This window comes from Thiothrix caldifontis (genome assembly GCF_900107695.1).
GTDB classification, from domain to species: Bacteria; Pseudomonadota; Gammaproteobacteria; order Thiotrichales; family Thiotrichaceae; genus Thiothrix; species Thiothrix caldifontis.
Map to the genome: position 1 here is coordinate 59,382 of NZ_FNQP01000012.1, position 22,674 is coordinate 82,055.

Genomic DNA, 22,674 nt, shown 5'->3' on the forward strand with positions numbered 1-22,674 from the left:
CGGCACATGCGTATCGGCATTGTCGGCGGCGGCATCAATGGCTTGTGTTGTGCGTGGGTGCTGGCACAAGCGGGACATGAAGTTGACTTGTACGAACGCAACACCCTCGCCAGCCAGACCAGTCGTGCCTCATCCAAACTGTTACACGGTGGTTTGCGCTACCTTGAGCAATACGAGTTTCGCTTAGTACGTGAAGCTCTCAAGGAACGCGATGCATGGCTGCAACGTGTGCCTGAATTGACCAGTCCATTGCGCTTAGTGTTACCGATTTATCAAGGTTCTCAACGTCAGCGGTGGTTAGTCGGTGCAGGTTTGTTTTTGTATGACCATCTCGCCGGTAAAAGCATTCTTCCACCTGCTCAGTGGTTAACAGTGGAAACCTTGTTACAGCGTGACCCGCAATTAAAAGCTAAGGGTTTGCTGGGTGGTTATGCGTTTTCTGACGGACAAATGGATGATCACCGCCTTGCGCTATGGGTAGCGGAACAGGCGCGGCTGGCAGGGGCAAACTTGCACGAACACTCGGACGTGAGTGCTATTGATACGCAAGGTCATGTTCATATTGCGGATAGCCGTTATTCTCATGACAGGGTAATCAATGTTGGCGGGCCTTGGGCAGTGACGTTACTGGAGCAAAGCGGTATCCCCCCCCCTTATCGGCTTGATACCGTGCGCGGTAGCCACTTGGTGTTGGAGCGGGAATGCCCACAAGCTTATTTGCTGGAAGTCCCTGATGAACGGCGTATCTTTTTCGTCTTGCCTTGGCAGGGCAAAACGTTGGTCGGTACGACAGAAGTACGCCAACAGGCACATGAACCGATAGAATGCTCAGTTGCTGAACGGGATTATTTGCTGGCGGCTTATAACCATTACACCACTGCCCCACTCAGTGCCGTAAACATAAACAGTACGTTTGCGGGGATACGTCCCTTATTGTATTCAGCCGCAGACCCACGCAAAGCCACCCGCGAATATGCACTGGATCGCCAAGGGCAATTGATCAATGTCTTCGGGGGCAAGTGGACAACTTCCCTAGCCCTCGCTCATAAAGTGCAGCAACAACTGCTGTGACAATAACATCAAAGGATAGTATGACTGACATCTTCATTCACCCCACGGCCATTGTTGATGATGGCGCACAGATTGGCGCAGGTAGCCGTGTGTGGCACTGGGCGCACGTTTGCGCTGGCGCACGTATTGGCAATGGCGTTTCGCTTGGGCAAAATGTCTTTGTCGGCAACAAGGTATTGATCGGCAACCAGTGCAAAGTGCAGAACAATGTCTCGGTGTATGACAACGTAACGCTGGAAGATGGGGTGTTTTGCGGCCCTAGCATGGTGTTTACCAATGTCTATAACCCACGGGCATTAGTGGAACGCAAGGATGAATACCGCAATACCGTGGTGAAGCGCGGTGCTACCTTGGGTGCGAACTGTACCATCGTGTGTGGTGTCAGCGTCGGTGAATATGCCTTTATTGGCGCGGGTACTGTGGTCAACAAAGATGTGCCTGCCTACGCGCTCATGGTCGGTGTACCTGCCAAACAGATTGGCTGGATGAGTGAATACGGTGAAAAGCTGGATTTGCCACTGACCGGTGACGGGATGGCAACTTGCCCGCATACCGGCAAAGCCTATATGCTGAAAGCTGGTCAGGTCACAACGGAAGGATAATACCATGCAAGTTGAAGTCATTTATCATCACGGCACATTGACGTTTAACCGTCCCTTACGTTTCCGTCAGGCACATTTTACCATGCAGGTCGATATTCCTGAGCAGGTGGTTGAAACCGAAGAAGTCAGCTTTCCGGCTTTTGATTTGTCGCTATTCTCTGCTGAAGTCCGGGCTGAAATTGCACGGTTGGAGGCGATTCAGCGGCTGGCAATCAGTCAACCAGTACCTAAAGTTGAAGAAGAAACCGAAGAACAGCATCTACGCTGGGCTGCTTTTGAATTACGCAATGAAACACGCCGCGAACAGGGGCGCGACCTATGAATCACCTATTGTTGGATGTCAATATTGTTGTTGATTTGTGTGTGGCACGGGCTGGCTCTCCGAATAGCCTAGCAGCCGTGGCACTGGCAGGGGAACAGGGTTTTCAATTATGGGTTTATGCAGGTTCAGTGCAAACGCTGGAGTATGTGGTTGCGTCTGAGTTGCGTTATGCGCGGCAAAAAGTGGGGGATGCCTTATCTGGGAATGCTGCCCGGCAACTGGCACGGCAAGTATTGGGTGAGATAACTATAAACTGCCAATGGCTGGCTGCGTTAGCGACAGAGGGCGCGGTGTTCGCCGATGAAGACCCTGAGGATGCACAGTTAATCCGTTCGCTGGAGCGTTTTACTGCGAGTACGGCAAGGCTCTTGACTCGTGATGGCAGAATGCTCGAACGTTGTGGTGATGCTGGCATTACCCCGGAAGCCTTTATTGAGCAAAGCCTGCAAAACCCTAGTAAGCCCAAGTTTGAATTTATCGACCTGAAAACCCAGCAGAACGCGATTCGCTCACAATTGGAGCAGAATATCCATCGGGTGTTGCATCATGGCACTTACATTATGGGTAAGGAAGTGGAACTGCTGGAGGTGAAGCTCGCTGCGTATACGGGTGCGAAGCATTGCATTACGGTAGCCAGTGGCACGGAAGCGTTGTTGATCAGCTTGATGGCATTGGGGATTGGCGATGGAGATGAAATTATCACCACACCATTTACCTTTGTAGCGACGGCTGAGGTAATTGTGTTACTAGGTGCGAAGCCAGTATTTGTGGATATTGAGCCGGATACTTGTAATATTAATGCGAGTTTGATTGAAGCTGCTATTACCGACAAAACCAGGGCCATTATGCCTGTTAGTTTGTATGGGCAACCAGCGGATATGGATGAGATTAATGCCATTGCAGCGAAATATAACTTGCCCGTAATTGAAGATGCTGCGCAGAGTTTTGGGGCGACGTATAAGGGTAAGAAAAGTTGTAATCTTTCCACGATTGGCTGTACTAGCTTTTTCCCTAGCAAGCCGTTGGGGTGTTATGGGGATGGTGGGGCGATTTTTACCGATGATGACGACATTTATCAGGCTTGTAAGGAGATTCGGATTCATGGGCAGAGTCGGCGTTATTACCATACCCGTGTGGGTGTCGGCGGGCGGATGGATACGCTGCAATGTGCGATTGTGCTGGCGAAGCTGGAGCGGTTTGATTGGGAAGTTGAACAGCGGATTGCGCTGGGGCAGCGGTATAATCAGTTGATGGATGAGGCTGGAATTCAGCGGGTGCAGCAGCGGGATGATCGGACGAGTGTGTTTGCGCAGTATACGGTGTTGGTGGAAAAACGTAGCGAGGTGGAAGCGCGGTTTAAGGAGGTTGGAATTCCGACAGCGGTGCATTATCCGGTGTCGTTGAATGAGCAGCCTGCTTATCAGCATTTGTGTTGTGCGGATTGTACACCGATTGCGAAGGATAGAGCGCAGCAAGTGATGAGTTTGCCTATGGGGGCTGATTTGACGCGAGCCCAGCAGTTTAGTGTTTGCCAGACGCTACAAAAACTGTGAAGCGTTTTCTCCCACAAAGTGAGTTTGGGCGTAATGTAGTTACGCTTATGACAGGCACTGTTATTGCACAGGCTATACCCATAGCTATATCTCCTATTTTGACAAGACTGTATAGCCCCGAAGAATTTGGATTATTTGCTTTGTACATGGGTTTAGCCGCTATTCTTTCTGTTATTGTGACAGGACGTTATGAGCAAGCCATTATGTTGCCAGCAGATGATGATGATGCCGCTAACTTGGTAGTATTATCAGTCGCTATCACTGTTATCATCAGCTTATTAGTTTTATTACTAATTTTCCTAAGCAGTAGCAATATTGCTTCTGCACTCGAAAAACCAGAAATTGAGGCATGGCTTTTTTTACTTCCGGTAACGATTTTCTTGACAGGAATATACCAAACGCTGAACTACTGGAATAATAGAAAGAAACAATATAAAACTCTGGCAAAGAATCGAATTTATCAAAGCACAACTATGTCGATTGCTCACATTGGTGGTGGCTTTATTTCTGGCAGTGGAATATTTCTGATTTTTGGCGATCTCATTGGGAAGTTCACATCAGCATTTTTTCTTGCATTAAACACTTTCAAAAAAGATTCATCAAGCTTTATAGACATCAAAAAAGATAAACAAATTTCTTTGGCAAAACGTTATAAAAAATTTCCAATATTTGATACGGGGGCAGCATTAGCCAATGTGTCTTCATACCAAATACAGAATATACTATTTCCCATCTTTTATGGTTTATCAAGTGCAGGTTTCTATTTTTTGGTATTGAGAGTACTACAAGCACCGCTATCACTGATTAGTACGTCATTAACTGATGTGTATAAGCAAAAGCTAACTGATCCAAAGACTACTGACGATGATTTAAAAAGATACTACAAAAAAATGTTTGTCTTTTTGTTTTCTATAGGTCTACCTCCATTAGTACTGTTCATGTTCATTGGCGAAGAGCTATTCTCCTTCGTATTCGGAAGTGAATGGAGGGTGGCTGGTGAATATGCCGTCATGCTAGCCCCCATGTTCTTTATTAAATTCATCGCCAGCCCATTGAGTTACTTCTTATATTTAAAAGAAAAACAAGAAGCGAATATAATTATGCAAACCCTGTTTATAATCACTTCAGTTTATGCAATAACATACATGGATAGCATTAGCACCACCATATATTTTATATCATTTGCATTTTCTATAGTTTATATTCTTTATATAATATACTCTGCAAGATTAGCAAAAATTTTTTGAATGCTGTATTTTTAGAAGGTAGTAAAATGGATATTAGTGAACCAAATAGAGGACGTGAAAGAGAGAAAACTCTCGAAAAAAGCATATATTACTCTGATGGATATTTTTCTTTGCCACAGCTATACTCGCAATCTCAGCAAATACATGACATCCATAACTTAAGGCCGCTAAATATTATTGAAGTTGGATTAGGTAATGGATTTACATCTTCATTCTTAAAACGTGCTGGGTATGAAGTTACAACGGTTGATATTAATAAGTCTTTAGAACCTGATATTTGCTGTTCAATAGAAGAAATACCAAGTAAAATAAATGACAAGACTTTTGATTTAGTTGTTTGCTGTGAGGTCTTAGAACACATGGAGTTTGAAGAGTTTGAGAGAAATATAAAAATACTCAAGCTACTAGGAAACAGACTATACTTGACCCTACCAGTTTATGTATCATCATATGGTTTCGGTATTTCTGTTAAGCTCCCAAGAATTCGTAAGAACATTCCTCTTTATATTGATATTCCAAGAAACAAACTATTGGATAAGGAACACTTCTGGGAAGTTGGCTCAAATAAAAACACCTCTAAAAATAACCTAATAAATATCCTATCAAGTCATTATACTAATATAAAAACCAGCAGATATGTTTTAAATCCATATCATATGGCATTTTTCTGCAATACAGAAATATCTTAGATGAAAGACTGCAAACATGAACTAGCCAAATGAAAATCACCACCATCATGGGTGCACGTCCCCAATTCGTCAAAGCCGCCGTCGTCTCACGCGCTTTCCGTGAACACCGCCCTGACGTGCAGGAAACCATCATCCACACCGGACAACATTGCGATGCCAATATGTCCGATGTATTCTTTGATGGACTCGACATCCCCCATAAAAAATATTGAAAATATCCATTTAAAGAATGATATTGATTGTCTCAATATAGGTTCACTCAATAAATAATTTAGTACAGCTAAACATTGCACAGGTAATTTATTAAAATTGTCAAACTACTATTTTAATTATTGCAATAACACAATTTCTTCAAGAATTCCATCTCAATATCCAAAAACAAACTGCGAAACAAAATCATGAAATTAACTTTTTTAAAAATATTTCCCAGAAACAGCCATACATTTAAAATCACTTCTTATTTCTATCATGAACTAAAGTTTTTACTGCAAAACATAATAATAAAAATAAACCATAAAAAAATAAAGATATATCGCCTTCAAAAAAAAGAAGTGAATACTGACCTCACTTTTTACAAATCACAATTTGGTCAAGATTATTTTGTAGAGAAAATATTTAGTAATTTAAACATAAAAAAAGAGCAAGCTACATTCTTGGATATTGGTTGCAATCACCCTATAAAATTAAGTAACTCATATTATTTTGAAAAACAAGGTTGGAGGATAATTGCAATAGATCCAATAGAAAAATTTAAAGAAAGCTGGGATGAAAACAGACCTCTTACCAAGTTTATTAATGCCGCCATTTCATGTGAAGAGGGAGAAGAGGACTTTACAATTTATGAAGGCGATTTAGGCTGGGAAAATGCACTGAGTACGTTCAAAAAATATGAGCGTAATCATGACAAAGTAATGAAGTCAAAAGTAGTAAAAGTAAAAAAACAAAACTTACGTAATTGCTTGGAATCTCACAATATTAAAGATAAAGCCTTTGATATTATGTCTATAGATGTAGAGGGTTCTGAGCAGGATGTATTGAATGGAATAGATTTTAATTTTTTTGATATAAATATCATAATATTAGAAAACACAAATCCTTTTTATGGTTCAAAAAACCTTAGAAACTATCTTTCTAAGAAAGGATACAGTTTTTACGCTAGAATCTGGACAGCAGATGATATTTATATTAAAAACACTTTGTTAAAATGAGAAAAATATGATTGTAAACTCGACAATATCAATATATGCAAAAGTTGGCAATATTCCACATAATGGTGTTAGTAAAAAAATCCGAGATATAGCATCTGCTTTAAAAGAGAATGGTCACATTGTTGACGTGAAAGTTGCTAGTGAGCCTGGAATCAGAGGACACTTAAATTTAGCTTTAAATATAATAAAAAACAAAAGCTCTACTTTAATAATAAGAATGACAGCTTTTTCTATGCTTATTCTCATCTTACCTATGATTATTAACAGATTAAAAGGAAACTTCATTACATTAGAGATACCAACCCCTATATCCAGCATATATAATGAAGTAAAAATATCTAATGATTCAGAAATCAAGAAGAATTTAAAAAAAACATTGATTAATATATCATTTCCCATTTCATTATTACCTGCTAATAAAATAGTTTATTATGCCGACGAAACAGAAAACTATTACATAACTTTTGTAAAAAACAAGATGCAAAAAATAAGCAATGGTATAAATTGTAAAACAATAAATATAAAAAAAAGCAACATTGATCAGAAAATATTTACAATGGTAAGTGTCTCCTCAATTGAAAAGTGGCATGGGTTAGATCGAGTAATTTTTGGCATTAGAAATCATGTATGTAACAAGTTCAACCCTACGGTTAGATTATATATTATAGGAACTGGCGTAGAGCTTCCACATCTGAAGAAACTTGTACAAGATAACCAACTAACAGACTATATATTTTTCATCGATCCAATAAGCGATAGTGATTTAGATATTTATTTTGATAATTCTCACATAGCATTTTCCTCTCTTGGTTTACATAGAAAAAACTTGATTCAAACATCTGAGCTAAAGAATAGGGAGTATGCCGCTAGAGGTATACCAATGGTTATGAGTGAAGTAATGGATATCGATTTCCCTGATCAAAAATTTATTTACCATGCTCCCAGCAATGATGAACCGATAAACATAAAAAACATTTACGATTTTTATTTAACCATATCGAACAACGCTCTTAATACTGATATAAGGTCTTATGCTGAAAAAGTCGTAGACTATAGGAATAAAGTTAAAAACTTATTGCCACTATGATCATTAATTTTAAAGAAAAAACTTTCTTCCTAATTTTTATAGCCATACTTGGTGCGTTTTTTACCATAAGCAAATACAATGTCTTCAATGCCAACTTATTATTTGAAGTATGGCTTATATTGTACTGCATATCGAAAGCATCACTTAAAAATAAAAATATTTTTTTTGCATCTATATTTTTGACGTACTTATTAATTGGTTGGATACTAGCTGACCCAATAGAGAATAAAAACTTATCCGATTTTATAGTTATTTATAAATCTTTTTTTTATTTCATCTTACTCCTTTTTTTAAGAACCGACAGTATATCCTCAGAGAGTTACAATAAGCTATTTCATATAATATGTTACGCCTTCTTGATTAAATATACTACGTATTTTTTATTCAACTTTCAAGACTTAGCAATCCTGCCACGCCCTGCAATTTTTACTGAAAACAATTTAGAGTTGGGTTTTTTACTAATTTTATTAGCGAACTATATAAGAATAAACAATCAGATAAGTCCACAACATTTAACGTACATTATTTTAATAATATTGATTTCCGGTTCTCGTTCCGCAATATTAAGTCTTTTTGTGTTATTAGTTATTACATACATTAAGCCAAATCGGAAAATATTAATAAAACTATTTTTTATATCTGCATTTTCTGTAGCTGCCTTCATAATGTTTCTCTCAAGAAGCGGGGGACTTAATATAGAAGAATTAGATAGATTTATGTTTTTAAAATACTTTATGGATGAAATTGACACGTGGACTTTTGATAATTTTATATTTGGTTCATACCCCATAACAGCATTAAGTGACTATAACTGTAAACTACTACTTTACTCCGAAACACTCAGAAGCTCTACTGGAAATTGTTATTCAGTAGTATTTCACTCTTATTGGCTTCGCGTAGTTTATGATCATGGCATGTTTGGTTTAATTTCACAGCTTTTAATATACTTTTATCTTATCAGATACGCCCCAAAAAAATTTCAGTTAGTCGGATTTTTAATTATATTAATCAATGGCATATCCGTATCTGCTTTTAACAACATATATTTAATGTCCGGTATTGCATTGGTTATTAGCACAATGCCTAAAAATACAAGAAAGATTCATAATAAATCATTGTCTTAAGTTAGGTTCTTTAAAAAACAGTACTAATTAATACAATTTACGTTTATTCTATGACGATTGTCTTCTCAGTTTAATCGTTGTACAAAGTGTGATCTAAGATCCAAAAAAATCAAAGTTTATGAACGACTTCAAACGGTTAAAAAAGATACAGAATATCCAAATAAGCATAAGGATTTAAAACATGAGTACAATTTCTGTAATTATACTAACATATAATGAAGAACAGCACCTTAGTCGCTGTATCGCTTCAGTAAAGAGCATTGCCCAGAGAATTATTGTAATTGATTCTTATTCTTGTGATAAAACCATAGAAATAGCTAAAAACCATGGAGTTGACATATATCAAAACAAATGGTTTAACTATGCAAATCAGTTCAACTGGGCACTTGAAAATACGCAAATAAATACAGATTGGATTTTCAGGTTAGATGCTGATGAATATCTCACCGAGCAACTCAAAGATGAAATAAAAATAAAAATTCCGTTACTAGAACCTAATATCGCAGCAATAAATATTAAAAGGAGAGTGTATTTCTTAGGAAAATGGATGAAGCATGGTGGAATCTATCCTACCTATCTTCCCAGAATATGGAAAACAGGCTATGGGAAAATTGAATCTAGAAATATGGATGAACACTTAGTATTGTCTGGTGGAAAATTTCATGATTTTGAATATGATTTAGTTGACGAAAACCTGAATACGCTAGATTGGTGGTCTAACAAACACATTAAATATGCATTACGTGAAGCTTTAGATATTTCCTTAAAAGAAGAGCTAGAGAAGAAAGAAAACATAACCTCAAAAATTACTGGCTCTCAAGCGGAAAGAAAAAGATTTATAAAAAACATATATCTTAAATTCCCTTTATTCATTAGACCAAGTATATATTTTCTTTGGAGATATATTTTTAGACTTGGATTTTTAGATGGTAGAGAGGGTTTTGTATGGAACTTTTTACAGGCTTATTGGTATAGAGTTTTTGTAGACTGCGTATTACTCGAAGCCGAAAAAAAATCGTCCATTGAAGGAGTTAGCGCTTCTGAATGGATAAAGAATAAAATATACTCACCTTAAAAATGGTAGGAATTGAATGAAAAACAAAAAACTTCTAATCACAGGCGGTACCGGCTCTTTCGGCAACGCCGTCCTCCGCCGCTTCCTGCAAACCGACATCGCCGAAATCCGCATTTTCAGCCGTGACGAGAAAAAACAGGATGACATGCGGAAGAAGTATTCTAATTCCAAACTGAAATTCTACATCGGTGATGTACGCGACTATCAAAGCATTCTGAATGCCAGCCGTGGAGTCGACTACATCTTCCACGCCGCTGCACTAAAACAAGTCCCCTCTTGCGAATTTCACCCCATAGAAGCCGTCAAAACCAACGTTATGGGCACTGAAAATGTCTTGGAAGCCGCCATTCAAAATCAGGTAAAACGGGTAGTCTGCCTCAGCACTGATAAAGCGGTTTACCCCATCAACGCCATGGGCATCTCTAAAGCGATGATGGAAAAAGTCATCGTGGCGAAATCACGCAACCTGAAAGGCACACAAACCACGATCTGTAGCACCCGCTACGGCAACGTCATGGCTTCCCGTGGCTCAGTCATCCCACTGTTCGTCGATCAAATCCTTGCTGGCAAACCCATCACCATCACCGACCCCAACATGACCCGCTTCATGATGACCTTGGAAGATGCGGTGGACTTAGTGCTATATGCCTTTGAACACGGGCAAAACGGCGACATTTTCGTCCAAAAAGCCCCCGCCGCCACCATTGAAGTTCTCGCTCAAGCACTCCTAGGCATCATGGACAAGCCCAACCATGAAGTCCGCATGATCGGCACACGTCACGGTGAAAAACTGTATGAAGCCCTGCTCAGCCGTGAAGAGATGCTCGCCGCCGAAGACATGGGCGACTACTACCGCATCCCCCCCGATTTGCGTGACCTCAACTACAGCAAATTTGTGGAAGAAGGCGAATCCCGCATTGCCACCATCGAAGACTACAACTCCCACAACACCACCCGTCTGGATGTAGAAGGCATGAAAACCCTGCTACGCAAACTGACCTTTGTTAAAGCCTTAGAACGCGGCGAATACGTCCAGCCAGAGGAATAAACACCGTGAAAGTCTTAGTCACTGGCGCAGACGGGTTTATCGGCAAAAACCTGTTAGCCCGCTTTGCGGAAATGGCAGATATAGAAGCCCTACGTTTTTCGCGGCAAAACACCGAACAGGTACTCCCTGAACTGATTGCCGCCGCCGATGCGATTATCCATTTGGCAGGTATCAACCGTCCGCTATCACCGGAAGAATTTGTCACAGGCAATACCGGGTTAACCACCACTTTGAGCCGGATTCTCACCGACACCCAGCGCAAGATTCCCGTATTATTTGCATCCTCCACCCAAGCTGCCCTAGACAACCCTTATGGCAGCAGCAAACGCGCAGCCGAAGATGCTTTACGGCATTATGCCGAACAAACGGGTGCAAACGTTTACATCTATCGCTTGCCTAATGTCTTCGGCAAATGGTGCAAACCTAACTACAACTCAGCGGTAGCGACCTTCTGCCATAACATCGCCAACGGCTTAGCAATTACCATCAATAATCCCAACGCGCCACTGACACTGGTGCATGTCGATGATGTGATCCATGATTTCATTCAAGTGCTGCAACATAAACCAGCCATAGAACAACACACTTTCCGCGCCGTTACCCCCGAATACCAAACCACGGTAGGCGAACTCGCTCAACAAATCGAAGGCTTCCGCAACAGCCGCAACACGCTGATCACCCCCAAAGTCGGCACAGGGTTACTACGGGCGTTATATTCCACCTATGTCAGCTATTTACCGACAACAGACTTTGCTTACAGCGTCCCGAAATACGGTGATCAACGCGGTGTTTTCGTGGAAATGCTCAAAACCCCAGATGCGGGGCAATTCTCCTTTTTCACCGCCCACCCCGGAATTACCCGTGGCGGACACTATCACCACACCAAAACCGAAAAGTTTCTGGTGATTAAAGGCAAAGCCCGCTTTGGTTTTCGGCACATCCTCACCGATGAAACCTTCTCGCTAGAAACCGACGGTGACAACCCGCAAATTGTCGAAACCATCCCCGGCTGGGCGCACGATATAACCAATATCGGTACAGACGAAATGGTGGTCATGCTGTGGGCAAACGAAATCTTTGACCGCGAACACCCCGATACTTACGCACATCAGGTTTGATATGAAAAAGCTAAAAGTAATGACCGTGGTCGGCACTCGCCCGGAAATCATCCGCCTGTCACGGGTCATGGCAAAACTCGACCAATACTGTGATCACGTCTTGGTGCATACTGGGCAAAACTACGATTACGAACTCAACCAGATATTCTTTGATGATCTGGAAGTACGCAAGCCCGATTACTTCCTGCAAGCCGCTGGCGCATCCGGTGCGGAAACCATCGGTAAAGTCATTATCGGCGTAGATCAAGCACTCGCTGAAGTCAAACCGGACGCGATGCTGGTGCTGGGCGACACCAATAGCTGCATGGCAGTGATTCCCGCCAAACGCCGCAAAATCCCCGTATTCCACATGGAAGCAGGCAATCGCTGCTTTGATCAGCGCGTCCCCGAAGAAATCAACCGCCGTATCGTCGACCACACCGCTGACATCAACCTCACCTACAGCAGCATTGCGCGTGAATACCTGTTACGCGAAGGCTTGCCACCCGATATGGTGATTAAAACCGGCAGCCCAATGTTTGAAGTGCTAAACCACTACCGAGCAGGCATTGATGCCTCTGAAGTACTCAGCCGCTTGGAACTGAGCGAAGGTCAATTTTTCGTAGTCAGTGCGCACCGTGAAGAAAACATCGACTCTGACAAAAACTTCCTGAAGTTGGTCAACGTCCTCAATACCGTGGCAGAACATTACGCTTATCCGGTGATTGTCTCGACTCACCCACGCACCCAAAAGCGTGTTGATGCGATGAATATCAGCTTCCACCCATTAGTGCGCCTCCTGAAACCTTTAGGCTTTAAGGATTACAACAAGCTGCAAATGACTGCCAAAGCGGTGTTGTCTGACAGTGGAACGATTACGGAAGAATCCTCCATTTTAAACTTCCCTGCCCTCAATATCCGCGAAGCCCACGAACGCCCTGAAGGGATGGAAGAAGCCTCGGTTATGATGGTGGGCTTAGAGACAGAACGGGTGATGCAAGCTTTGTTCGTGCTGGAATCACAAGCAAGAGGCAATACTGAACGCACACTGCGCCCTGTGGATGATTACAGTATGCCGAACGTTGCCGAGAAAGTGGTGCGGATTATTCATAGCTATACGGATTATGTAAATCGTATTGTTTGGAAAAAATATTAATATGCGACTATTAATCGTCGCCCAGTATTTCTGGCCTGAAAACTTCAGAATTAATGATTTGGTGACTGAACTCATACATCGCGGTCATGAAATAACCGTATTAACAGGCAAACCCAATTATCCAGATGGTATCATTTTCAAAGAATTCCTTGATAATCAGGAAAAATTCTCTACTTATCATGGGGCTGAAGTCATTAGAGTTCCACTATTTCCCCGTGGAAAAGGTGGATGGCGTTTAATACTCAATTACTTTTCATTCGCCTTAAATGCCACGCTTATTGGATCATGGAAGCTACGCAAGAAAAACTTTGATGCTATTTTTTCCTTTGAACCCTCACCTATTACCGTCGCATTACCTGCTATCGCTTTACGTAAACAAAAAAAAATACCATTCACTTTCTGGATTTTAGACCTATGGCCAGAAACATTGGAGGCAATTGGCGTAGTTCGCTCAAAGATTTTACTCAAATGGATAGGTAAACTCGTTACATTCATTTACAACCGCACTGACCTTATCCTTGCACAATCCCAAAGTTTCATTACACAAATCAGACAATATGCAGGCACAAAGAGTCATATTGAATACTATCCAAGCTGGTCAGAAACACTTCCTGATTTAGAAGATGCACCAGCCGCTCCCGAAGTCATCGCAGATAACAATAAATTCAATATTGTCTTCGCTGGCAATATCGGAGAGGCACAAGACTTCCCTGCTATTTTGGCAGCCGCAGAACACTTGAAACATCACGACTCTATCCGTTGGCTCATTGTTGGCGATGGTAGACAAGCTGAATGGGTAACTAGTGAAATCATTAAACGTGGTCTAGAAAACAAGGTTGTCATGCTAGGTCGTCACCCACTTGAGAGAATGCCATCTTTTTTCAAACATGCCGATGCATTATTGGTGAGTCTGAAAGATACCCCTATTTTTAGCATGACCATACCGGGGAAAGTACAAACCTATTTAGCTACGGGCATTCCAATCATCGCCATGCTGAATGGAGAAGGTGCAAACATCATTGAAAAAGCACAGTCTGGCTTGACGTGTCCAGCGGGTAACTCCCAACAACTAGCTGAGATAGTGCTAAAACTTTCTCTCATGCCACTCGATGAACGTCAACGCATGGGTAACAATGGAAAGATACTGAATGAGACGACATTTAACCGTGAGCGGCTTATTAGTCAACTGGAAGAATGGCTAACCAACACAACCTTGAATGAGAAAAACGCATGATTCTTATCACAGGTGCTACCGGCTTCGTCGGCTCTGCACTCATCCAACACCTACACCAACAAGGCCACACCCTCACCGCCGCAGTACGCCGCGTCACCGATAGCCTCCCCCCCAACATCCAACAAATACCCATAGGCGACCTACACCCCGACACCGACTGGACACCCGCCCTCAATAACGTGGATACCATCATCCACCTCGCCGCCCGTGTCCACGTCATGCACGACACCGCCACAGACCCCTTAACCGAATTCCGCCGCACCAACACCGCCGCCACCCTCAACCTAGCCCAACAAGCCGCCACCGCCGGAGTACGCCGCCTCATCTACCTCAGCTCCATTAAAGTCAACGGCGAAAGCACCGCACCGGGGCAACCCTTCACGGCAGAAGAAACCCCTCCTAACCTCCCCTTATCAGGGGAGGAACAAGAAACAGTTCCACCTCTTAACTCCTCCCCTGATAAGGGGAGGCTGGGAGGGGTTTCTTCAAATGATTTAGACCCCTACGGACAATCCAAACAAGAAGCCGAACAAGGCTTGCGTGAAATCGCCGAACAAACCGGCTTAGAAATCGTCATCATCCGCCCCCCTCTAGTCTACGGCGCAGGCGTAAAAGCCAACTTCCACAATATGATGCACTGGCTACACAAAGGCATCCCCCTCCCCCTAGGCAACATCCACAACCAACGCAGCCTCGTAGCCCTGCCCAACCTCATCGACCTGATCACCACCTGCATCGACCACCCCGCCGCCGCCAACCAAACCTTCCTCGTCGCTGACGGCGAAGACCTTTCCACCACCGAACTCCTGCAACGCCTCAGCCGCGCCTTAGGCAAACCCGCCCGCTTACTCCCCATCCCCCAAAGCTGGCTGGAAACCGCGCTAACCCTATTGGGCAAACGCGCCATCGCTCAACGCCTCTGCGGCAACCTGCAAGTCGACATCAGCAAAACCCGCGACCTGCTCGACTGGACCCCCCCCATCAGCGTCGATGAAGCCCTACGCCAAACCGCCCAAGCCTACCTGCAAAGCCAGCGTTAAAATGTGCTATACTCACGCAATACCCAAACAAGGAAGCGGCAACCATGCACACAAAGCCCCTAACAGTGAATAGCCCATGCTGATTTACCTCGACATGTGTTGCTTCAACCGCCCTTTTGACGACCAATCCCAGCTACTCGTCCACCTGCAAACCCAAGCCAAACTATTTGTGCAGGAAAACATCAAAACAGGTCAATTTACGCTAATTTGGTCTGCCATCCTGGATCTGGAAAACACCGCAAACCCAGACAGGGAACGCACCAAAGCCATTGCCGAATGGCGTATGTTCGCCACTCACGATGTGTCTGTAACAGAACAAGTAGAAGCATTAGCTGATACACTACAAACCATTGGCATCAAGTCAATGGATGCACTCCATCTAGCATGTGCGATCAGTGCCGGAGCAACTTACTTCCTGACCACAGACAAAGGCATTCTTCGCAAGATGACACAAGATCAACGCATACGAGTCCTAGACCCCATTGCGTTTTTGAGTGAATACAGGGGAACAGATGATGAAAACGGATCATGAAATTCGCGCAGAAGGAATGCGCTTACTGATGAAAGGTCTCGGTGAAGTCAACGCCGAACGCTTTATCGCCTTAATGAACCGCGAAAAGTTTGATTATACCCTATGGCGGCAGCAACAATGGCAAGGCGAAACGGTTCATTCACTCGCAGAACAAGCCCGTGAACTGCGTCGATTAAGCCAAAACTAATAGTACTGGTCAATGCAGGACGTTTGAAACGCCTTGCACCAGATAAAACAATCATTGGCAAACTTGAGCGGAGATACCCTAATGAAATCATCAACCTGTTCCACATCTGCCCCCACGCCCTCACTGCCAACGAAGCCCAGTATCTCATTGGTTTCAAGACGGCTGACGAAATCAGAAATCGACGCACTAAGGCAACGGAAGAAATTCATCGCCGACTACGTTCAAAGGGAATTGAGCTTACTGCTGACAACAATGGATAAGGTAGCCTAATTCCCCGCGTCATCTGCATCGCGCTATGACACTCTACATCTACGGTGCAGGCGGGCACGGCAAAGTCGTGTTTCATACCTTTATCAGCATGGGCAAAACCATCACCGCGTTCTTGGATGATAAGTCTACTCACGAACAGCGTTACGGCTTGCCCATCCTCACTCCTGCTGACATACAGAGTTCAGCCCCCTACACCATCCACTTCGCCATCGGCAATAACCGCATCCGCCACGCCTTGCAAACCGCATGGCAACAGCGCGGCATCAGCGCCGCAACCGCCATTCACCCTCGCGCCACCTGCTACCCAAGCACAACCATTGGCACAGGCAGTTTGCTCACCGCTGGCAGCATCACCGGCCCAGATGCCGTTATCGGTGCAGGCTGCATCCTCAACCACAACAGCGTGGTCGAACACGATAGCGTCATCGGTGACTTTTGCCACATCGCCCAATGCGCCGTCATCAGCGGCGGAGTACGCCTCGGCACACAGTGCTTCGTGGGTGCAGGTGCAGTGATTCTGCCTTATCTCACCATCGGCAATCACGTTACCATCGCAGCGGGTGCAACCGTCACCCATGATTTACCCGATAACAGCACATTTCCACTTCCCATGTGATACCCATCACAACCATTAATTAACCTAACTTATATAATGACAGTCAGTTTATTGCTGGGCTTAACAGGGGAATCATCATGAACTTACATCCAAGCTTCAAACGCCAATCCGATCTGGCATTAGCACTGCTGGCTACCGCTGTGTTGCTAATACCGGGGCTAATCGTGGCATTGCTAGTCCGCTTAACCTCACCCGGTCCTGTTCTGTACTGGTCTGACCGCGTAGGTGAAAACAACCGTATCTTCAAAATGCCCAAATTCCGCAGTATGCGTACCGACACTCCCGCCATCGCCACACATCTGCTAAAAGACCCCAAAGCTTGCCTGACCCCGATCGGTGGTTTCCTGCGTAAAACCAGCCTTGATGAAATCCCACAACTGTGGAGCATCCTCAAAGGTGACATGAGCTTTGTCGGCCCACGTCCTGCGCTGTTCAATCAAGATGACTTGATCGCATTACGTACCGAGCGATCCGTTCACCGCATCCCCCCCGGTTTGACAGGTTGGGCGCAAATCAATGGGCGTGATGAATTGCCCATTCCACAAAAAGTCGCCTTGGATGCCGAATACCTGCAACGCCAATCCTTCTGGTTTGACCTGAAAATCATCTGGCTGACCGCGCTCAAAGTCATCCGCAGCGAAGGAGTGACCCACTAAAGTCCTATAAAGTCTTCTACTCCAGATAGATCATGAAAATCTATTTGTTATCACACCTCCAGTAGCTGCTAAACTCGATAAAAAGGAACCAATAAGGCATTTTATAAAATGAAAATTAACAGCCTATACGATGCCCGCCACTTCAGCGCACGTTTACGTTTAGGTGTTGACTACACGTATACAAGCACACTCATCAGCAAGGATATAGCCGCATTAGCTGTCGCTCAAGCCAACGTTCCCGTTAAGATACAAGAAATGCCAGACATTACGGTATGGGAAGAGATACAGGCACTTCCCACCGAAACCAAAGAACAGAAACAAGTACGCACTCGTTTACTCGGAAAGGATGCCAATACCCTCGTGGCTTGGTGGCTGAAACAGCTTCACCTCACCCCTCATCCGCAACGCGAACGCATGGTGTTGTTTTGGCACAATCACTTCACTTCTGAGCTACGCAAATTACGCCAGCCCCAACTCCTGTACCGTCAGAACCAGTTATTCCGCAAACACGCTTTTGGTGACTTTAGCAAGTTACTACACGCCATCCATAAAGACCCCGCCATGTTGCTCTATCTGGATGGCAACAAGAGCAAAGCAGCGCAACCCAATGAAAATTTCGCCCGTGAACTGCTGGAGTTATTCACGCTCGGCGAAGGGCATTACACCGAACAAGACATTATCCAGGCTGCTCGTGCGTTCACAGGTTGGCGTTTTTTACCCAAAGAGAACGAAGTCGTTTTCCAAAAAAAGCTGCATGACACCGGCAAAAAAACCTTCTTAGGCAAAACAGGCAATTTTGGTGCTGCCGACATCATCAACATCCTGTTAGACACCCCCAGAACCGCCGACTTTATCGCCGAAAAATTCTGGCACGAGTTCATCAACCCCGGCATCCCCCACAAAGGCATTATCGCAGAATGGGGACAAACCTTCAGGGAAAGCGGCTACCAAATCTCCGCACTCCTTGCCCGTGTTATCCAAAGCGATGTTTTTTGGGCGCAAGAAAACCGTGCCACGCTAATAAAATCCCCCGTTGAATTCACCATTGGGCTATTACGTGAGCTGCAACTGGATGAGTTTTCCGCGTATCCCAAACTCGCCCGCATCAACAAACAATTAGGGCAAGAATTATTCTCACCCCCTGATGTCAAAGGCTGGCGCGGCGGCAACACTTGGCTGGATAACACCACACTGGTTTTGCGTCACGACTTTATCGACAATATCGCTACGGAGTATGAAGAAAAGTTGCTCCAACCCACCAGCTTGGTGAGCAAACTGAATCAATCGCGTGAACTTGCCGAATGGCTCTTGCCCTATTTTCCGAGCAAACAAGGTATCGCCAAACAAACAACCGATGAGCAATTCCTAGCCTTGCTTAAAGACCCCGTTTACCAATTGAGGTAGCATGATGGATCGCAGAACCTTTCTCCAGTTAAGCGGGCTTGTCGGCTGTGGGTTGTTTGCCCCACGGTTATGGGCAGAAACACCCAAGTCAGCCACCCAAGCCACCAAAACCCTGATACTGGTCGAGTTGAAAGGCGGTAACGACGGCTTGAACACCCTGATTCCGTATGCCGATGAGTTGTATTACCAACATCGCCCTAAGCTGGCTATCCCAGAAAAAGAAATCATCACCCTCGATCAAAAAGTCGGAATGCACCCTGCTCTCACCCCCTTACAACCATTGTGGGAAGCCAAAAACATGGCATGGATTCAAGGCGTGGGTTATGCTAACCCCATACGCTCCCATTTCCGTGCAATAGATATTTGGGATAGCGCCAGCACCGAAGACACCGAAGTCAGCACAGGCTGGGTAGCGAAAACGCTCACCACTGAAGGTTTAAAAGGGGTAGCTGTCGATTGTTCTCTTGGCCCCTTATACAGTAGCGATCTTTCCACCATCGGTTTAGTCAACCCCAAACAATTTGCCCGTTTGGGTAAAAAGCTGGAAGGAATCAAAGCAGAGAGCGCTATCAACCCCGCTTTACAGCACGTATTGGAAGTGCAAAACAGCGTCGATACACTCGCCCAGCGCTTTCTCAGCAAAATTAACACCGCACCTGTACCAACAATAGCCTTCCCGACCCACCGCTTCGGCAAAAGTCTGGAATCGGTTTATGGCTTGATGAGTGCCGGACTCAATATACCCACCTATAAAGTATCGTTGACTGGGTTTGACACCCATGCCAACCAACTGCCCCGTCATGCCAATCTGCTCAAAACATTGGCTGAGAGTCTCACGATTTTGGTTGATAACCTGAAAGCCAGCAATCAGTGGGATAACACCCTGATCATGACTTACTCCGAATTTGGGCGACGCTTGCAGGAAAATGCCAGTGGTGGCACTGATCATGGCACAGCAGCTCCACAATTAGTATTAGGTGGTGTGGTCAAAGGAGGCATTTACGGCACATACCCAGCTCTTGATCAGTTAGATCAACGCGGTGATCCTATTTTTACCACCGACTTTCGGGATATTTACAATACGATAGAAACTCAATGGTGGCAACAACCATCAGATACCAGCAAAACGCTAAAATTTATTTAGGCAAAGTGCTCACATTTACTGTTCCGCATCCCTGCCCTCTCCACCAACGAAGCCCTGTACCTCATTGGTTTCAAGACGGCTGACAAAATCAGAAATCGACGCACTAAGGCAACGGAAGAAATTCATCGCCGACTACGTTCAAAGGAAGTTGAGCTTACTGCTGACAACAATGGATACGGTAGCCTAACGCCTCTGCGGCAACCTGCAAGCCCAACGTTAATTTGCTATACTAACCCCTGCCATCCACAGGGAAGTCCACCATGCCCAAACACTTCAACACCACCGGCCCCGTCCACCCGGAAGATCACTACTGCATCGACCCGATGAGCCGACTTGATTGGGAAGAAATCCACGCACTCATCGAGGCAAAAAAATTCTTTGTCCTCCACGCCCCACGCCAAACCGGCAAAACCACCACCCTGCTGGCAATGGCGGACGTACTGAACCAATCCGGCGAATACACTGCCCTTTACATGGGCGTGGAATCCGCACAATCTGCCCGTCATGACGTAGCGGCAGGCATGAAAGCCATCCTTGGCAGTCTGGTGTATGGTGCTGAAGCCCGCTTGCAAGAAACCCGCCTGCGCCATTGGCAACAAGAACTGTGGCCAGTGCTAGGCGAACATGCCACCTTCAAAGAACTGCTAAGCCGTTGGGCAAGAGAAAATGCCAAACCCATCGTGCTAATGATCGACGAAGTGGATGCCCTCGTCGGCGACACCCTCATTTCCCTCCTGCGCCAATTACGCGAAGGCTACATTGGTCGCCCCGGCATTCCTTTCATCCAAACGGCTATTCTCTGCGGCGTGCGTGATGTGCGCGACTACCGCATCCACACCGCACACCACGAAATCATTACCGGCGGCAGTGCTTTCAACATCAAAGCCAAATCCTTGGTAATGGGCAGTTTCAACCCAACCGAAATACAAACACTTTACCAACAACATACCACCGAAACCGGACAAATTTTCGATCCCGACATCTTCCCCGAACTCTGGGAAGACACCCGTGGGCAACCTTGGCTAGTCAATGCACTGGGGAATGAGCTAACGTGGGAAGACAAAACAGCCCGTGACCGCACCACCCCCATTACGTTGGAACGCTACCGCGCCGCCCGTGACAGTCTGATCCGATCACGTGCGACTCACCTGCACCAATTAACCGACAAATTGCGCGAGCCACGGGTACACCGCCTGATCGCAGCAATATTAGCAGGCGATGAAAACCTGAGCGGTATTCCTGCCGATGATCAAGAATACGTTGTCGACCTAGGGCTAATCGAAGCCCGCCCCCAAATGCGCATCAGTAACCGCATCTATCAAGAGATCATCCCCCGCGAACTGGTTTGGGTCGAACAAACCAGCATTATGCAACAGCAAGCCTGGTACCTCACCTCCCAGCGGCGCATCGACACGCCCAAGCTGCTCGCTGCATTCCAACAATTTTTCCGCGAAAACTCACAAAGCTGGATCGAACGCTTCGACTACAAAGAAGCCGGGCCACAACTGCTGCTGCAAGCCTTCCTGCAACGGATTATCAACGGCGGTGGGCGCATCCACCGCGAATACGGTTTGGGCAGAAAACGCACCGACCTGTTTATCGAATGGCCTGTCGATGAAGAAAAAGGCTATTACGGCGAAATTCAACGCATCGTGCTGGAACTCAAAATCCTCTACAAATCACTGGAAGCCACCGTTGCCGAAGGGCTGGAACAAACCGTAGGCTACGCTGATCAATGTGGCGCAACCGAAGCCCACCTGATCATTTTCGACCGCCGCCCCGAAATAACATGGGATGATAAAATCTGGCAACGGGAACAACACTGGCAAGGCCGTACCTTGGGTATCTGGGGAATGTGATGTGTGCCATCGCCCAACGCCTCTGCGGCAACCTGAAATCTAAGCAAACCTAAACTTGACAGTCATCCGCATTATCTCAGCCCGACATGCCGACGCTTCTGAACAAGCAGCTTATTGGAGCAACCGACCATGAGAGAACATTACGACTTCGCCACTATGCAGGGGAAACGCAACCCCTACATCAAACACTTAAAGCAACCTGTCACCATCCGCTTGGATAACGATACCGTGGAATACTTCAAAGCCATGACTGAAGAAACCGGCATTCCCTACCAAACACTCATTAACCTCTACTTGCGGGATTGTGTCACCCAACACCGTAAACTGGATTTATCATAGAAAACCGCCTGTCGCCTTAGATGCCGAATACCTGCAACGCCAATCCTTCTGGTTTGACCTGAAAATCATCTGGCTGACCGCGCTCAAAGTCATCCGCAGCGAAGGAGTGACCCA

24 protein-coding genes are annotated in these 22,674 nt (G+C 45.1%); all 24 read left to right on the forward strand.

Features of this window, described 5'->3' with window-relative positions; all coding sequences use genetic code 11:
* Positions 1-6 precede the first annotated feature (6 nt).
* The 24 genes from BLV87_RS11295 to BLV87_RS11415 all read left to right on the forward strand — a co-directional run bounded on the left by BLV87_RS11295 (position 7) and on the right by BLV87_RS11415 (position 22,560).
* Positions 7-1,071: a glycerol-3-phosphate dehydrogenase/oxidase gene (locus BLV87_RS11295; RefSeq protein WP_093068776.1), complete on the forward strand. Its 1,065-nt coding sequence runs from the start codon at positions 7-9 to the stop codon at positions 1,069-1,071.
* A 20-nt stretch (positions 1,072-1,091) separates the two neighbouring features.
* Positions 1,092-1,673 (forward strand): acyltransferase, encoded by a 582-nt coding sequence (locus tag BLV87_RS11300; protein ID WP_093068777.1) that lies wholly within the window; start codon positions 1,092-1,094, stop codon positions 1,671-1,673.
* 4 nt (positions 1,674-1,677) lie between these two features.
* Positions 1,678-1,995, forward strand: coding sequence for a hypothetical protein (locus BLV87_RS11305; RefSeq protein WP_093068779.1), 318 nt, complete (start codon positions 1,678-1,680; stop codon positions 1,993-1,995).
* Positions 1,992-3,548 carry an aminotransferase class I/II-fold pyridoxal phosphate-dependent enzyme gene (locus BLV87_RS11310; protein WP_093068780.1) on the forward strand — a complete coding sequence of 519 codons (1,557 nt, stop codon included), beginning with the start codon at positions 1,992-1,994 and terminating at the stop codon, positions 3,546-3,548. The genes BLV87_RS11305 and BLV87_RS11310 overlap by 4 nt, the downstream gene beginning before the upstream one ends.
* Positions 3,524-4,795 (forward strand): lipopolysaccharide biosynthesis protein, encoded by a 1,272-nt coding sequence (locus tag BLV87_RS11315; RefSeq protein ID WP_139282168.1) that lies wholly within the window; start codon positions 3,524-3,526, stop codon positions 4,793-4,795. The genes BLV87_RS11310 and BLV87_RS11315 overlap by 25 nt, the downstream gene beginning before the upstream one ends.
* Positions 4,792-5,484 (forward strand): class I SAM-dependent methyltransferase, encoded by a 693-nt coding sequence (locus BLV87_RS11320; RefSeq protein WP_139282169.1) that lies wholly within the window; start codon positions 4,792-4,794, stop codon positions 5,482-5,484. The genes BLV87_RS11315 and BLV87_RS11320 overlap by 4 nt, the downstream gene beginning before the upstream one ends.
* Before the next feature lie 29 nt (positions 5,485-5,513).
* The gene (locus BLV87_RS11325; protein ID WP_093068785.1) at positions 5,514-5,696 is read left to right on the forward strand and encodes a hypothetical protein; all 183 of its coding nucleotides are present in this window, start codon (positions 5,514-5,516) and stop codon (positions 5,694-5,696) included.
* Between the two features lie 186 nt (positions 5,697-5,882).
* Complete coding sequence (locus BLV87_RS11330; protein ID WP_093068786.1) at positions 5,883-6,692, forward strand: FkbM family methyltransferase; 810 nt, start codon at positions 5,883-5,885, stop codon at positions 6,690-6,692.
* A 7-nt stretch (positions 6,693-6,699) separates the two neighbouring features.
* Positions 6,700-7,779: a glycosyltransferase gene (locus BLV87_RS11335; RefSeq protein WP_093068788.1), complete on the forward strand. Its 1,080-nt coding sequence runs from the start codon at positions 6,700-6,702 to the stop codon at positions 7,777-7,779.
* A gap of 1,305 nt (positions 7,780-9,084) precedes the next feature.
* Positions 9,085-9,978: a glycosyltransferase family 2 protein gene (locus tag BLV87_RS11345; RefSeq protein WP_093068791.1), complete on the forward strand. Its 894-nt coding sequence runs from the start codon at positions 9,085-9,087 to the stop codon at positions 9,976-9,978.
* 16 nt (positions 9,979-9,994) lie between these two features.
* Positions 9,995-11,026, forward strand: a complete 1,032-nt coding sequence (locus BLV87_RS11350; protein ID WP_093068792.1) for a polysaccharide biosynthesis protein — start codon at positions 9,995-9,997, stop codon at positions 11,024-11,026.
* 5 nt (positions 11,027-11,031) lie between these two features.
* Positions 11,032-12,144 (forward strand): UDP-2-acetamido-2,6-beta-L-arabino-hexul-4-ose reductase, encoded by a 1,113-nt coding sequence (gene wbjC, locus BLV87_RS11355; protein ID WP_093068794.1) that lies wholly within the window; start codon positions 11,032-11,034, stop codon positions 12,142-12,144.
* A gap of 1 nt (position 12,145) precedes the next feature.
* A complete protein-coding gene (gene wecB, locus BLV87_RS11360) occupies positions 12,146-13,279 on the forward strand; it encodes a non-hydrolyzing UDP-N-acetylglucosamine 2-epimerase (RefSeq protein ID WP_093068795.1) in 1,134 nt (377 codons plus the stop codon).
* Position 13,280: 1 nt separating this feature from the next.
* The gene (locus BLV87_RS11365; protein WP_093068797.1) at positions 13,281-14,513 is read left to right on the forward strand and encodes a glycosyltransferase family 4 protein; all 1,233 of its coding nucleotides are present in this window, start codon (positions 13,281-13,283) and stop codon (positions 14,511-14,513) included.
* The gene (locus BLV87_RS11370; RefSeq protein ID WP_093068798.1) at positions 14,510-15,553 is read left to right on the forward strand and encodes a UDP-glucose 4-epimerase family protein; all 1,044 of its coding nucleotides are present in this window, start codon (positions 14,510-14,512) and stop codon (positions 15,551-15,553) included. Before BLV87_RS11365 ends, BLV87_RS11370 begins: the two co-directional genes overlap by 4 nt.
* A 76-nt stretch (positions 15,554-15,629) precedes the next feature.
* Positions 15,630-16,085 carry a PIN domain-containing protein gene (locus BLV87_RS11375; protein ID WP_093068800.1) on the forward strand — a complete coding sequence of 152 codons (456 nt, stop codon included), beginning with the start codon at positions 15,630-15,632 and terminating at the stop codon, positions 16,083-16,085.
* Complete coding sequence (locus BLV87_RS11380) at positions 16,069-16,272, forward strand: hypothetical protein (protein ID WP_093068801.1); 204 nt, start codon at positions 16,069-16,071, stop codon at positions 16,270-16,272. Before BLV87_RS11375 ends, BLV87_RS11380 begins: the two co-directional genes overlap by 17 nt.
* Before the next feature lie 23 nt (positions 16,273-16,295).
* On the forward strand, positions 16,296-16,532 hold the full coding sequence (locus BLV87_RS19085; protein ID WP_139282170.1) for a hypothetical protein: 237 nt from the start codon (positions 16,296-16,298) through the stop codon (positions 16,530-16,532).
* Between the two features lie 35 nt (positions 16,533-16,567).
* Entirely contained in the window at positions 16,568-17,158 is a 591-nt protein-coding gene (locus BLV87_RS11390; RefSeq protein ID WP_093068805.1) for an acetyltransferase, read from the forward strand.
* Between the two features lie 77 nt (positions 17,159-17,235).
* Complete coding sequence (locus BLV87_RS11395) at positions 17,236-17,814, forward strand: sugar transferase (protein ID WP_093068806.1); 579 nt, start codon at positions 17,236-17,238, stop codon at positions 17,812-17,814.
* Positions 17,815-17,922: 108 nt separating this feature from the next.
* The gene (locus tag BLV87_RS11400) at positions 17,923-19,218 is read left to right on the forward strand and encodes a DUF1800 domain-containing protein (RefSeq protein WP_093068808.1); all 1,296 of its coding nucleotides are present in this window, start codon (positions 17,923-17,925) and stop codon (positions 19,216-19,218) included.
* Position 19,219: 1 nt separating this feature from the next.
* Positions 19,220-20,362, forward strand: a complete 1,143-nt coding sequence (locus BLV87_RS11405; protein WP_093068809.1) for a DUF1501 domain-containing protein — start codon at positions 19,220-19,222, stop codon at positions 20,360-20,362.
* A 260-nt stretch (positions 20,363-20,622) separates the two neighbouring features.
* Positions 20,623-22,221: an AAA family ATPase gene (locus tag BLV87_RS11410; RefSeq protein ID WP_093068811.1), complete on the forward strand. Its 1,599-nt coding sequence runs from the start codon at positions 20,623-20,625 to the stop codon at positions 22,219-22,221.
* 129 nt (positions 22,222-22,350) lie between these two features.
* Entirely contained in the window at positions 22,351-22,560 is a 210-nt protein-coding gene (locus tag BLV87_RS11415) for a BrnA antitoxin family protein (RefSeq protein ID WP_093068813.1), read from the forward strand.
* The last annotated feature ends 114 nt before the right edge of the window (positions 22,561-22,674 follow it).

Excerpts from the sequence above, each read along its gene's own strand:
- BLV87_RS11300 (WP_093068777.1), top strand. The coding sequence starts at position 1,092 with ATGACTGACATCTTCATTCACCCCACGGCCATTGTTGATGATGGCGCA.
- BLV87_RS11335 (WP_093068788.1), top strand. The coding sequence starts at position 6,700 with ATGATTGTAAACTCGACAATATCAATATATGCAAAAGTTGGCAATATT.
- BLV87_RS11380 (WP_093068801.1), top strand. The coding sequence starts at position 16,069 with ATGAAAACGGATCATGAAATTCGCGCAGAAGGAATGCGCTTACTGATG.
- BLV87_RS11365 (WP_093068797.1), top strand. The coding sequence starts at position 13,281 with ATGCGACTATTAATCGTCGCCCAGTATTTCTGGCCTGAAAACTTCAGA.
- BLV87_RS11400 (WP_093068808.1), top strand. The coding sequence starts at position 17,923 with ATGAAAATTAACAGCCTATACGATGCCCGCCACTTCAGCGCACGTTTA.
- BLV87_RS11345 (WP_093068791.1), top strand. The coding sequence starts at position 9,085 with ATGAGTACAATTTCTGTAATTATACTAACATATAATGAAGAACAGCAC.
- BLV87_RS11330 (WP_093068786.1), top strand. The coding sequence starts at position 5,883 with ATGAAATTAACTTTTTTAAAAATATTTCCCAGAAACAGCCATACATTT.
- BLV87_RS11405 (WP_093068809.1), top strand. The coding sequence starts at position 19,220 with ATGATGGATCGCAGAACCTTTCTCCAGTTAAGCGGGCTTGTCGGCTGT.
- BLV87_RS11375 (WP_093068800.1), top strand. The coding sequence starts at position 15,630 with ATGCTGATTTACCTCGACATGTGTTGCTTCAACCGCCCTTTTGACGAC.
- BLV87_RS11390 (WP_093068805.1), top strand. The coding sequence starts at position 16,568 with ATGACACTCTACATCTACGGTGCAGGCGGGCACGGCAAAGTCGTGTTT.
- BLV87_RS11325 (WP_093068785.1), top strand. The coding sequence starts at position 5,514 with ATGAAAATCACCACCATCATGGGTGCACGTCCCCAATTCGTCAAAGCC.
- BLV87_RS11305 (WP_093068779.1), top strand. The coding sequence starts at position 1,678 with ATGCAAGTTGAAGTCATTTATCATCACGGCACATTGACGTTTAACCGT.
- BLV87_RS11410 (WP_093068811.1), top strand. The coding sequence starts at position 20,623 with ATGCCCAAACACTTCAACACCACCGGCCCCGTCCACCCGGAAGATCAC.
- BLV87_RS11310 (WP_093068780.1), top strand. The coding sequence starts at position 1,992 with ATGAATCACCTATTGTTGGATGTCAATATTGTTGTTGATTTGTGTGTG.
- BLV87_RS11350 (WP_093068792.1), top strand. The coding sequence starts at position 9,995 with ATGAAAAACAAAAAACTTCTAATCACAGGCGGTACCGGCTCTTTCGGC.
- BLV87_RS11295 (WP_093068776.1), top strand. The coding sequence starts at position 7 with ATGCGTATCGGCATTGTCGGCGGCGGCATCAATGGCTTGTGTTGTGCG.
- BLV87_RS11415 (WP_093068813.1), top strand. The coding sequence starts at position 22,351 with ATGAGAGAACATTACGACTTCGCCACTATGCAGGGGAAACGCAACCCC.
- wecB (WP_093068795.1), top strand. The coding sequence starts at position 12,146 with ATGAAAAAGCTAAAAGTAATGACCGTGGTCGGCACTCGCCCGGAAATC.
- BLV87_RS11370 (WP_093068798.1), top strand. The coding sequence starts at position 14,510 with ATGATTCTTATCACAGGTGCTACCGGCTTCGTCGGCTCTGCACTCATC.
- BLV87_RS11395 (WP_093068806.1), top strand. The coding sequence starts at position 17,236 with ATGAACTTACATCCAAGCTTCAAACGCCAATCCGATCTGGCATTAGCA.